The following is a 12,482-nucleotide window of genomic DNA, read 5'->3' on the forward strand; positions in this document are numbered from 1 at the left end:
TTCCTCGAATAGGCCTGATACATAGATGCAACCGGGCAGCAGTGTTTAAAGCAAAGCGTGTTGACAGTGTGGGGCGAGTCCATACATAGGAGCGGCTTCAGCCGCGAAGCGACCGCCTGTTCACAACGGATGAAGTGAATTTCCTGGCGCTTTCGCGGCGAAAGCCGCTCCTACCGAGCCATTTAGGCAGGTAAAAAAAGGGGAGCCCAGGCTCCCCAATGAGGTTAATCGTTGAATCGGTGCGTCAGGCTCAGCCTTCGATCTCCACCAGGATCTCGCCCGGGTTGACGCGGTCGCCCTTGGCCACGTGGATGGCCACGACCTTGCCAGCGATGGCCGCCTGCACTTCGGTCTCCATCTTCATCGCCTCGGTGATCAGCACCGCCTGGCCGGCCTTGACCGTGTCGCCTTGCTTGACCAGCACATCGACGATGTTGCCTGGCATGGTGGTGCTCACATGGCCCGGCGCGCTGGCCTGGTTGCGCTTGCTGGCCCCACCCCCGACGAACTCGTTGAGCGGTTCGAACACCACTTCTTCCGGCATGCCATCGATGGACAGGTAGAAGTGACGCTTGCCCTCGGCCTTGACCCCGACGCCGGTGATGTCCACACGGTAGGTCTCGCCGTGCACGTCGATGACGAACTCGGTTGGTACGCCCTCCCCCCCGGCCCTGGCCACACCCCCGGCTTCCGGAATAGGCAGCAGCACTTCCGGGGTCAGGGTGCCGGCGGCGCGTTCTTCGAGGAACTTGCGCCCGATGTCCGGGAACATCGCGTAGGTCAGTACGTCTTCCTCGGATTGCGCCAGGGCCCCGATGTCGGCGCGCAGCTTGGCCATTTCCGGTTTAAGCAGGTCGGCCGGGCGCACGTCGATCAACTCTTCGTTGCCGATGGCCTGGCGGCGCAGTTGCTCGTCCACCTGGCCCGGTGCCTTGCCGTAGCCGCCCTGCAGGTACAGCTTCACTTCGTTGGTGATGGTCTTGTAGCGCTCACCGGCCAGCACGTTGAAGAACGCCTGGGTACCGACGATCTGCGAGGTCGGGGTGACCAGCGGCGGGTAACCCAGGTCCTTGCGCACCCGTGGGATCTCGGCCAGCACTTCGCTCATGCGGTTCAGCGCACCCTGCTCCTTGAGCTGGTTGGCCAGGTTGGAAATCATCCCGCCTGGCACCTGGTTGACCTGCACGCGGGTGTCCACGGTGGTGAATTCGCTCTCGAACTGGTGGTACTTCTTGCGCACCGCGTAGAAGTACAGGCCGATCTCCTGCAGCAGCTCCAGGTCCAGGCCGGTGTCGAACTCGGTGCCCTTCAACGCCGCGACCATGGATTCGGTGCCGGGGTGGCTGGTGCCCCAGGCGAAGCTGGAAATCGCCGTGTCGATGTGGTCGGCGCCGCTTTCCACGGCCTTGAGCTGGCACATGGCGGCCAGGCCGGCGGTGTCGTGGGAATGGATGAACACCGGCAGCGACTGCTCGGCCTTCAGGGCCTTGACCAGCTCGCCGGTGGCGAAGGGGGTCAGCAGGCCGGCCATGTCCTTGATCGCCACCGAGTCGCAGCCCATGGCTTCCATCTGCCGGGCCTGGGCCACGAAGGCATCGATGGTATGCACCGGGCTGGTGGTATAGGCAATGGTGCCCTGGGCGTGCTTGCCGGCGGCCTTCACCGCCTCGATGGCCACGCGCAGGTTACGCACGTCGTTCATGGCGTCGAAGATGCGGAATACATCGATGCCGTTGACCGCCGCCTTGGCGACGAAGGCCTTGACCACGTCGTCGCTGTAATGCCGGTAGCCCAGCAGGTTCTGGCCGCGCAGGAGCATCTGCAGGCGGGTGTTGGGCAGCGCGGCGCGCAGCTGGCGCAGGCGCTCCCATGGGTCTTCCTTGAGGAAGCGCACACAGGCGTCGAAAGTCGCGCCGCCCCAGACTTCCAGCGACCAGTAGCCGACCTTGTCGAGCTTGTCGCAGATCGGCAGCATGTCTTCGGTGCGCATGCGGGTAGCCAACAGCGACTGGTGGGCGTCACGCAGGATGGTGTCGGTAACAAAGATTTTCTTGGACATTATTCTCTCCTCGTAGCGGCAAGCCTCAAGCCAGAAGCCGCAAGAAAAAGCCGATCTGCTTCACCTTGCAGCTTGCCGCTCAACGCTTGCAGCTGCGTTCATAAGCCTGCGTGGGCGGCGATGGCGGCGGCGATGGCCAGAGCCAGCTCTTCGGGTTTGCGCTTGATCGAGTAGTTGGTCAGTTCCGGGTGTGCTTCGACGAAGCTGGTGTTGAACTGGCCCGTGCGGAACTCGGGGTTGCGCAGGATTTCCTGGTAATAGGCGGCGGTGGTCTTCACCCCCTGCACGCGCATGTCGTCCAGCGCCCGCAGGCCGCGGTCCATGGCTTCTTCCCAGCTCAAGGCCCAGACGATCAGCTTCAGGCACATCGAGTCGTAGTACGGCGGGATGGTGTAGCCGGTGTAGATCGCCGTGTCGGTACGCACGCCGGGGCCGCCGGGGGCGTAGTAACGGGTGATCTTGCCGAAGCTGGGCAGGAAGTTGTTTTTCGGGTCTTCGGCGTTGATACGGAACTGCAGGGCGAAGCCGCGATGGATGATGTCTTCCTGCTTGATCGACAGCGGCAGGCCCGAGGCGATGCGGATCTGCTCACGCACGATGTCGATGCCGGTGATCTCTTCGGTGATGGTGTGCTCCACCTGCACGCGGGTGTTCATTTCCATGAAGTACACCTCGCCCTCGGCGAGCAGGAACTCCACGGTGCCGGCGTTCTCGTAACCCACCGCCTTGGCGGCGCGCACCGCCAGGTCGCCGACATAGGCGCGCTGCTCGGGGGTCAGCTGCGGGCTGGGGGCGATCTCGATGAGCTTCTGGTTGCGACGCTGGATCGAGCAGTCACGCTCGAACAGGTGCACGACGTTGCCGAAGCTGTCGCCGAGGATCTGCGCCTCGATGTGCTTAGGATTGACGATGCACTTTTCCAGGAACACTTCCGCCGAGCCGAAGGCCTTGGTGGCTTCGGAAATCACCCGTGGGAACGCCTGTTCCAGCTCCTCGCGGCTGTTGCAGCGGCGAATGCCGCGACCGCCGCCGCCGGAGGTGGCCTTGAGCATCACCGGGTAGCCGATGCGGTCACCTTCGGCCAGGGCCTCTTCGATGTCCGCCACGTTGCCTTCGGTGCCTGGGGTCACCGGCACACCGGCCTTGATCATGCTGCGCCGGGCTTCGGTCTTGTCGCCCATGCGACGGATCACGTCCGGCGCCGGACCGATGAACTTGATCCCGCGTTCGACGCAGATTTCTGCCAGTTCGGCGTTTTCCGAGAGGAAGCCATAACCCGGATGCAGGGCATCGCAACCGGTTTCCACAGCCAGGTTCACCAGCTTGCGCGGGTTCAGATAACCGGCGAGCGGCTCGGCGCCAATGCTGTAGGCCTCGTCGGCGCGTTTGACATGCAGGGCATGCCGGTCAGCGTCCGAATAGATCGCCACCGAGCGAATGCCCATTTCGGCGCAGGCGCGCACGATACGGACGGCAATCTCTCCACGGTTGGCGATCAGGATTTTCTTGATCACTGGCTTTTCCTCGACCATTGATTCAGACCTGCCGGGCTGGCCGGCGGTACTGGACTGCGCGGCCTTGGCCGGACAGTCGTCGCTTTGTTGTTGTAACAGCACAGCTGATGCGTCGACGCAGGGACACCCTATTCCGGATCAGTGATTAACAAAAATCAGTAAAAATTGGGTGAAGCATAAGCAAAAGCTTATAGTCGACTTTCAGGTCTTGGGGAGGGAGCGGTGGTAAATGCGTAAGTCATTGATGCGTATGACATTGCGTCAATTGAGGATCTTCAACGAGGTGTGCGATCTGCGGTCCTACAGTCGCGCCGCCGAGGAAATGTCCCTGACCCAGCCGGCGGTCAGCCTGCAGATTCGCCAGCTGGAAGAACTGCTCGGCCAGCCGCTGTTCGAGTACGTCGGCAAGAAGCTCTACCTCACCGAGACCGCCGAAGCGCTGCGCCACGCCAGCCGCGACATCTTCGGCCGCCTGGAGAGCCTGGACATGCAGCTTTCCGACCTGCAGGGCTCGTTGCAGGGGCAGCTGAAGCTGGCCATCGAGTCGAGCTGCAAGTATTTCATCCCGCACCTGTTCGCCGCCTTCAAGCGCCAGTACCCGGAGGTCAGCCTGGCTCTGGCGGTGGTCAACCGCGCCCAGGTGATCCGGCGCCTGTCTGACAACCGCGACGATCTGGTGGTGATGTCCATGGTCCCCCAGGACATGGGCCTGGAGTTCATGCCGTTTCTCAACAACCCCATCGTTGCCGTGGCGCCTGCCGAACACCCGTTGTGCGCGCAGCCAGCGCTGACCCTCAAGGACCTGGAGCCCTGGCCGCTGCTGATTCGCGAGAACGGTTCCGGAACACGCCGGGCCTGCGAGGAGTATTTCAAGGAGAAGCGCGTGCATTTCGGCCAGACGCTGGAGGTGTCATCCAGCGAGGCGCAGCGCGAATGCGTGGTGGCCGGCCTGGGTCTGGCGATGCTGACCCGGCACGCGGTGAGCGCCGAATTGGCCGCCGGCACCCTGAAGGAACTGCCGGTGGCCGAATTACCGCTGTATCGCAGCTGGTGTGTGGTTCAGGGGCGGGACAAGCGGTTGTCGCCGGTGGCCCACGCTTTCCTGGGCTTCATCCGCACCGAGCGGGCGCAGATCAGCCGGCTGGCCGAGCGCTTCGACGGTCGGCCGAGAAGCGGCTGACCTGCCAGACCTCATCGGGAATGTCGTCGATGTAGTCGGACAGTTCCTGGTTCAGGCGGCGCTCTTCCGTGTAACTCTCGATGGCGCGCCGAAACGCCATGCGCCGCTGGTCTTCCTGCTGACGGCGAGTCTTCGCCGCGCTGTTGTGCAGATCATCGTAGTGCCGAGCCATTACCTGTCTCCCAGTACGTTGTGCGGGAGCTTCAGCATGGGCGGCGGCCGTGACACAACGACGGCAGGAAAATGACCAAACGATGAAATTTCCTCGGGAGTCGCCGAGGATCGCCGCTCAATCGTCGTGAGGCTTGATCGACTTGGGCGACAGGCGAAGACTGCGCAGGCTGCGCTTGACGCTCTTGAGGTGGTTGACCAGGCTCGGCCCGCGCGCCATGGCCACGCCCATGGCCAGCACATCGATGACCACCAGGTGGGCGATACGCGAAGTCAGCGGCGTGTAGATTTCGGTGTCTTCATGCACGTCGATGGCCAGGTTGATGGTCGACAGCTCGGCCAGCGGTGTCTGGCTTGGGCAGAGGGTGATCAGCGTGGCGCCGCTTTCGCGGACCATGTTGGCGCTGATCAGCAGGTCCTTGGAACGTCCGGACTGGGAAATGCACACCGCCACGTCACCCGGCTTGAGGGTGACCGCCGACATGGCCTGCATGTGTGGGTCGGAATAGGCAGCCGCGTTGAGCAGCAGGCGGAAGAACTTGTGCTGGGCATCGGCCGCCACTGCACCGGAAGCCCCGAAGCCGTAGAACTCCACGCGGTTGGCACCGGCCAGCGCCGTGACCGCCAGTTGCAGGGCGTGCGGGTCGAGGTGCTCGCGCACTTCCATCAGGGTGTGCAGGGTGGTGTCGAAGATCTTCAGGCTGTAGTCGGCCACCGAATCGTCTTCATGGATGGCGAACTGGCCGAAGCTGGCACCGGCGGCCAGGCTCTGTGCCAGCTTGAGCTTGAGGTCCTGGAACCCCGAGCAACCGATGGCCCGGCAGAACCGCACGATGGTCGGCTCGCTGATGCCGACGCTGTGCGCCAGATCGGCCATGGAGCTGTGCATCACAGCCGCCGGGTCGAGCAGCACGTGGTCGGCGACCTTGAGCTCCGACTTGCGCAGCAGGTTACGGGACTGGGCGATGTGTTGCAGCAGATTCACAGGCTGGACTCGGTCAGGAAAGCGGTGGCAAGTGTGTAGCAAGCTTGTAGTTATACTACATGACCTGCGGCCCGCCCAGCGAAACGCGCCAGGCAGGCCAATACGCCGCTCGGGTTCAGCCCTGCAAGCCTATGGTGTGGGTAATGGCCTGGGCTTCGACCGGCCGGCTGATCAGATAGCCCTGTACTTCGTCGCAGCCTTGCAGCTTGAGAAACTCCAGCTGGGTCTGTTGTTCCACGCCTTCGGCCACCACTTTCAGGCCCAGGCTGTGGGCCATGGCGATGATCGCCTGAATGATCGCCGCATCGCCCGAGCCTTCGTCCAGGCCCCGAATGAAGGTCTGGTCGATCTTCACGTAATCCACTGGAAAGCGCTTGAGGTAGCTCAGCGATGAATAGCCGGTGCCGAAGTCATCGATCGCCAGTTTCACGCCCAAGTCACGCAGCTGCTGGAAGGTGGCGATGATGTATTCGACGCTGTCGAGCAGCTGACTTTCGGTCAGCTCCAGCTCCAGGCGATGCGGGTCCAGCCCGCTCTCTTCCAGCACCTGGCGCACCAGGGTGACCAGCTTGCCCTGGCGCAACTGGTAGACCGACAGGTTGACCGACACGCGGATCGGCTTGAGGCCCTGCTGGCTCCACTCACAGGCCTGCCGACAAGCCTCGCGCAACACGAACTCACCGATGGCGCCGATCAGCCCGGTTTCCTCGGCCAGGCCGATGAAATCGCCGGGCGGTACCATGCCACGCTCCGGATGATGCCAGCGCACCAGCGCTTCGACGGCTTCCATGCTGCCGGTTTCAAGGCTCAGCCGCGGTTGGTAGAACACCCGCAATTGCCGGTCTTCGATGGCCTTGCGCAGCTGGATCTCCAGCTGCAGGCGCTCCAGGTTGCTGGCCTGCAGACTCTCGGTGAAGAACTGGAAGTTATTGCCACCCAGATGCTTGGCATGTTTCATCGCCATGTTCGCCTGGCTGGCCAGGGTGGTGACGTCACGCGCCGAATCCGGCATCAGGCTGATGCCCACCGAGGCGCTGATCACCAGTTCATGCCCGGCCACCTGCACCGGCACGTGCAGCTTGTTCAGCATGCGGCTGGCCACCCGTGCCAGGCTGGAGAGGTTGGCATAGGTGTCGAACAGCACGGCGAATTCATCACCCGACAACCGGGCGATGGTGTCGGCTTCGGGCAACGCACTGCGCAGGCGGCGCGCCACCTGCTGCAACAGTTGGTCGGCCACTTCATGGCCCAGGCTGTCGTTGAGCAGCTTGAAGCGGTCCAGGTCGATGTGCAGCAGCGCCAGGCTGCGGTTGCCCTGCCGGCTGCGCTGGCTGGCCTGGTTGAGCCGCTCACGGAACAGCGAGCGGTTGGCCAGCCCGGTCAGCTCGTCGAAGTGCACCAGGTAGCGCAGGCGCTCTTCCGATTCGCGCTTGTCCGACAGATCGGTGAAGAAACCCACGATATGGCTGGGGTTCCCTTCACTGTCGTGCACCAGGTTCAACTGCAGCCACTGCGGGTACAGCTCTCCGCTCTTGCGTGCCTCGACCAGCTCGCCTTGCCAGTGCCCGGTTTCCTCCAGGGCCTGGCGAATGGCCGCGAAGTTTCGCCGTGCATCGCGGCTGCTGGCGATGTCGATCACCTGGCGCCCCACCAGCTCTTCCTGGCTGTAGCCGGAAACCCGGCTGAAGGCCTGGTTGACCGTGAGGATCCGGTACTGCGGGTCGAAAATCACGATCCCTTCGTTGGCGGCGGCGAACACCGCGGCCGCCAGGGGCGGCGGGCTCTTGTTCAAGTCCTGGCGCGCCTGCTCCAGCTCGCGGGTGCGCTGTTCCACACGATCCTCCAGGCCCGCCTGGGCCTTGCGCAGGCGCCGCTCGGCCTGGCGGCGCTGTTCGATTTCCCTGGCCAGCTCTTCATTGAGCAGCTCGCTACGCTGCTGGGCATGCTGCAGGTGCTCGATCAGCGCCTGGTTCTGGAAGCGCTGCACCAGGCTGCGCCGGATCAGGCGGTTGACCTGCAGGGCGACGATCATCAGCGCTGGCAGCAGGATCAGCCCCATCCAGCCCCAGCCGCGTACCGGAATGTCATGGCCGAAGAACAGATAGAGGATCGGCGGCAGCAGCGAAGACAGGCTGAACGTCAGGAACGCCATCAGGCTGACGGCATAGGCCACGCTGGCCGACAGGGTCGCCACGCCGATCATGCCGAACACCCAGGCCTGCTGTTCGAAATTGGCCACCGGCACCAGCAGCATCGCCGCACAGGCCAGCGTCAGGCCGCTGACCAGCGCGCCGGCCAAGAAGCGATAACGCCATATCGGCAGGGCCTGACGTTCAGGCGCTGCAGCGTTGAACGCGCTGACCTGCACCAGGCGCAGGGCGACCAGCGCCGTCAGCCAGACCAGCCACACGCCCACCTGCCAGCCACGCTCCGGGCTCCAGAGCAGCCAGGCGCAGATCAGGCCATTGATGAACATGCACAGGGTGGGCAACAGCGAGCCCTGGTAGAGCAAGCGTGTGCGCTCTACCTCGAGTTGCGGGGCGTAATGTCGGCGAATGTCCCGGCGGCGCATGCCGGATGCATCACGCGGGTCGAAGCGATGGGTCATGGCGTCGTTCTTGTTGATATTAAAGAGCCTTGAGCGTGTGCGGAGCATACACAAGCGCCGGGCCATACCAAACAGCACCGCGCAGAAATATTCTGCCCCGTGATCGGCTGACAGGCCTGCCCCAGACAGTTCGCCGCGTTAACGTTCGAGGCTGGCCGCCAGGCAATCGTTTGCCAGCCAGACGCTTTTTACCGCACCCAGGGTGCGGCCAGTTTGCCCGGCATCAACGAGGGGCCTAGAATGCTGCCCCATGCATGATGACCTCTCCCTTTTGCTCAATTCCCTCAACGACGCCCAGCGCCAGGCCGTAGCCGCGCCCGTGGGTCGTCAGTTGGTCCTGGCCGGCGCCGGCTCCGGCAAGACCCGCGTGCTGGTGCACCGCATCGCCTGGCTGATGCAGGTCGAACAGGCCTCGCCGCATTCGATCCTGTCGGTGACCTTCACCAACAAGGCCGCCGCCGAGATGCGCCACCGCATCGAGCAGCTGATCGGTATCAGCCCGGCCGGCATGTGGGTCGGCACCTTCCACGGCCTGGCCCATCGGCTGCTGCGCGCGCACTGGCAGGAAGCGGGGCTGGTGCAGACCTTCCAGATCCTCGACAGCGACGACCAGCAGCGCCTGGTCAAGCGGGTGATCCGCGAGCTGGGCCTGGACGAGCAGAAGTGGCCGGCCCGCCAGGCCCAGTGGTTCATCAACGGCCAGAAAGACGAAGGCCTGCGCCCGCAACACATCCAGGCCAGCGGCGACCTGTTCCTGATGACCATGCGCAGCATCTACGAGGCCTACGAGGTCGCCTGCCAGCGCGCCGGGGTCATCGACTTCTCCGAGCTGCTGTTGCGCGCCCTGGACCTGTGGCGCGACCATCCCAGCCTGCTGGCGCACTACCAGCGGCGCTTCCGCCATGTGCTGGTCGACGAGTTCCAGGACACCAACGCCGTGCAGTACGCCTGGCTGCGCCTGCTGGCGCGCGGCGGCGACAGCCTGATGGTGGTGGGCGACGACGACCAGTCCATCTACGGCTGGCGCGGCGCACGCATCGAGAACATCCAGCAGTATTCCAGCGACTTCCCCGACACCGAGGTCATTCGCCTGGAACAGAACTACCGTTCCACGGCCAGCATCCTCAAGGCGGCCAACGGCCTGATCGTCAACAACAGCGGGCGCCTGGGCAAAGAGCTGTGGACCGACGGCGGCGACGGCGAGCCGATCAGCCTGTATGCCGCGTTCAATGAGCACGACGAAGCCCGCTACGTGGTCGAGACCATCGAGAGCGCGCTGAAGACCGGCCTGTCGCGTAGCGAAATCGCCATCCTCTATCGTTCCAACGCCCAGTCGCGGGTGCTCGAAGAGGCCCTGCTGCGCGAGCGCATTCCTTACCGCATCTATGGTGGCCAGCGCTTCTTCGAACGCGCCGAGATCAAGAACGCCATGGCCTACCTGCGCCTGCTCGAAGGCCGTGGCAACGACGCCGCCCTGGAACGGGTGATCAACGTGCCGACCCGCGGCATCGGCGAGAAGACCGTCGAGGCGATCCGCGAACACGCTCGCCACAGCGGCCTGTCGATGTGGGAAGCCATGGGCCTGCTGGTGACCAACAAGGGCGTGACCGGCCGCGCCGCCAGCGCCCTGAACGGCTTCATCGAGCTGATCGAGAACCTGGCTGCCAAGGTCATGGACATGCCGCTGCACCTGATGACCCAGACCGTCATCGAGCAGACCGGCCTGATCGACTATCACCAGCAGGAAAAAGGCGAGAAAGGCCAGGCCCGGGTGGAAAACCTCGAGGAACTGGTCAGCGCCGCGCGCAACTTCGAAAACAGCGAAGACGAAGAAGACCTGTCGCCTCTGGCGGCGTTCCTCAGCCACGCCTCGCTGGAGGCCGGCGACGCCCAGGCTGACGAGCACGAAGACAGCATCCAGCTGATGACCCTGCACAGCGCCAAGGGCCTGGAATTCCCGCAGGTGTTCATGGTGGGTATGGAAGAAGGCCTGTTCCCGCACAAGATGAGCCTGGAAGAACCTGGCCGCCTGGAAGAGGAACGGCGCCTGGCGTATGTCGGCATCACCCGCGCCATGCAGCGCCTGGTGCTGACCTACGCCGAAACCCGTCGGCTGTATGGCAGCGAGACTTACAACAAGGTGTCGCGTTTCGTGCGCGAAATTCCGCCGGGGCTGGTGCAGGAAGTGCGCCTGTCCAACAGCGTCAGCCGGCCTTTCGGCGGCGCGTCGAAACCTCACGACAGCCGCCTGTTCGACGGCACCGGCATCCCGGAAACCAGCTTCAGCCTGGGCCAGCGGGTCATGCATGCCGTGTTCGGCGAAGGCACCATCCTCAACTTCGAGGGCGCCGGTGCCCAGGCCCGGGTACAGGTCAACTTCGCCGAAGGCAGCAAGTGGCTGATGATGGGCTACGCCAAGCTCGAACCCCTCTGATACATGGCTGGCGCAGGCGCGACAGCCTGCGCGCCTGCGCCAGCCTTCATGCAAAAGCTCGAAACATACCTGCGCTAGCCATTCGCCTGCACCCTGTGCAACATGACGCGCGTGCAATCCACAATAACGGGAATCCCCTTATGCAACGTTTTCTGAGCATCGCCATGGCTCTGTGCCTCAGCCTGACGCTGAGCCTGGACGCCAACGCCGCGCGTTTCGGCGGTGGCAAGAGCAGCGGTTCGGCGCCAGTCCACCAGACCCGCCAGGCCGCACCGTCCACTCCGGCAGCAGCCGCCAACGCGGCCGCTCGTCCGACCCCTGCCGCCAGCGGCGCTTCGCGCTGGCTCGGCCCGCTCGCCGGTATCGCGGCCGGTGGCCTGCTGGCTGCCATGTTCATGGGTGACGGCTTCGACGGCATGCAGCTGTTCGACTTCCTGATCATCGGCCTGATCGCCTTCCTGATCTTCCGTTTCATCGCGCGTCGTCGCATGCAGCAGCAACAGCCGAACATGGCCGGTGCCGGTGCGCCTTACCAGCGTGAAAACGCCCAGCCTGCCAGCAACCCGATCTTCGGCTCGGCCGCTCCTGCCGCCGCTGCCGCGCCGGTCATCAACGCCCCAGCCTGGTTCAACGAGCAGCGCTTCCTGGAAGCCGCCCGTGAGCATTTCCAGGCGCTGCAACAGCACTGGGACGCCAATGAGATGGACAAGATCGGCGAATTCGTCACCCCGAACATGCTGCAGTTCCTGAAGAAGGAACGCGCTGAACAGGGTGATGGCTTCCAGTCCACCTACATCGATGAGCTGCAGGTGCAACTCGACGGCGTGGAAGATCGTGCAGACCGCACCATCGCCACCCTGACCTTCACCGGCGTGGCCAAGACCTCGCGCTTCGACAAGGGTGAAGCCTTCAGCGAAAGCTGGAACATGGAACGCGCCCCAGGCGACAACCAACCCTGGCTGGTAGCGGGTATTCGCCAGAACGGCTGAACTCCTGCGACATCGGCATGATCGAAACCCCGGACTCGTTCCGGGGTTTTTCGTTACCCGTTCGGACAGTTATTTTGAAAGCGGCTTTCGGCTACTGTATAACCCGCGTCGTTTAGCTCAGAGGATCCCGCCGTGGAAGAAGTCATCGAAGAATTGCGTGAAAAGAATGAACCAGTACCGGTGGCGCTCGAACTGCCCGACGAAGACCTGCTGGTCGAGATCGAAGAGGAGCTGCTGATCAACATGCCGGTCGGCCTGCGCGAGTTCCTGCTGCTGGTCAGCGACGTGGTCTACGGCAGCCTCGAACCGGTCACCGTGACCGACCCGCAGTCACACACCTACCTGCCCGAAGTGGCGGCCAATGCCTGGGACGCCGGTGTGCCGCGCGACCTGGTGCCGCTGTGCCAGGACGGTGACGACTACTATTGCGTCGAAGAAGACGGCACCGTGGTGCTGTGGTCTGGCGAAGAGGAACTGGTCATCGACGAAAGCTGGGAATCGGTCTGGCACTGGGCCCGCGACGTCTGGCTGGAAAGCTGAGT

Annotated in this window: 9 protein-coding genes; 4 read left to right on the top strand and 5 right to left on the bottom strand. The window is 63.8% G+C overall.

All coding sequences use genetic code 11. The features are described from left to right. Positions 1–250: 250 nt before the first annotated feature. Positions 251–2,059, bottom strand: coding sequence for a sodium-extruding oxaloacetate decarboxylase subunit alpha (gene oadA, locus QZ497_RS05205; RefSeq protein WP_295471773.1), 1,809 nt, complete (start codon positions 2,057–2,059; stop codon positions 251–253). A 98-nt stretch (positions 2,060–2,157) separates the two neighbouring features. Next, positions 2,158–3,573, bottom strand: a complete 1,416-nt coding sequence (locus QZ497_RS05210) for an acetyl-CoA carboxylase biotin carboxylase subunit (protein WP_295471775.1) — start codon at positions 3,571–3,573, stop codon at positions 2,158–2,160. 229 nt (positions 3,574–3,802) lie between these two features. On the opposite strand from QZ497_RS05210, the gene QZ497_RS05215 reads away from it, so the two are divergent. Beyond that, positions 3,803–4,753, top strand: coding sequence for a LysR family transcriptional regulator (locus QZ497_RS05215; RefSeq protein WP_295471777.1), 951 nt, complete (start codon positions 3,803–3,805; stop codon positions 4,751–4,753). Here QZ497_RS05215 and QZ497_RS05220 read toward each other — a convergent pair. From QZ497_RS05220 to QZ497_RS05230, 3 genes are all read right to left on the bottom strand, one after another. Next, positions 4,707–4,925, bottom strand: a complete 219-nt coding sequence (locus QZ497_RS05220; protein WP_295471780.1) for a PA3496 family putative envelope integrity protein — start codon at positions 4,923–4,925, stop codon at positions 4,707–4,709. The two genes, QZ497_RS05215 and QZ497_RS05220, sit on opposite strands and share 47 nt — an antisense overlap. A gap of 117 nt (positions 4,926–5,042) precedes the next feature. Then, positions 5,043–5,909 (bottom strand): transcriptional regulator HexR, encoded by an 867-nt coding sequence (hexR, locus tag QZ497_RS05225; protein ID WP_295471782.1) that lies wholly within the window; start codon positions 5,907–5,909, stop codon positions 5,043–5,045. A gap of 115 nt (positions 5,910–6,024) precedes the next feature. Further along, positions 6,025–8,517: an EAL domain-containing protein gene (locus tag QZ497_RS05230; RefSeq protein ID WP_295471785.1), complete on the bottom strand. Its 2,493-nt coding sequence runs from the start codon at positions 8,515–8,517 to the stop codon at positions 6,025–6,027. A gap of 250 nt (positions 8,518–8,767) precedes the next feature. Between QZ497_RS05230 and uvrD the strand changes: the two genes are divergently transcribed. The 3 genes from uvrD to QZ497_RS05245 all read left to right on the top strand — a co-directional run bounded on the left by uvrD (position 8,768) and on the right by QZ497_RS05245 (position 12,480). Further along, a complete protein-coding gene (uvrD, locus tag QZ497_RS05235; RefSeq protein WP_295471787.1) occupies positions 8,768–10,951 on the top strand; it encodes a DNA helicase II in 2,184 nt (727 codons plus the stop codon). A gap of 140 nt (positions 10,952–11,091) precedes the next feature. Further along, the gene (locus QZ497_RS05240) at positions 11,092–11,940 is read left to right on the top strand and encodes a TIM44-like domain-containing protein (RefSeq protein ID WP_295471790.1); all 849 of its coding nucleotides are present in this window, start codon (positions 11,092–11,094) and stop codon (positions 11,938–11,940) included. 132 nt (positions 11,941–12,072) lie between these two features. Next, positions 12,073–12,480, top strand: coding sequence for an SMI1/KNR4 family protein (locus QZ497_RS05245; protein ID WP_295471792.1), 408 nt, complete (start codon positions 12,073–12,075; stop codon positions 12,478–12,480). The last annotated feature ends 2 nt before the right edge of the window (positions 12,481–12,482 follow it).

Source organism: uncultured Pseudomonas sp., from assembly GCF_913777995.1.
GTDB lineage: Bacteria > Pseudomonadota > Gammaproteobacteria > Pseudomonadales > Pseudomonadaceae > Aquipseudomonas.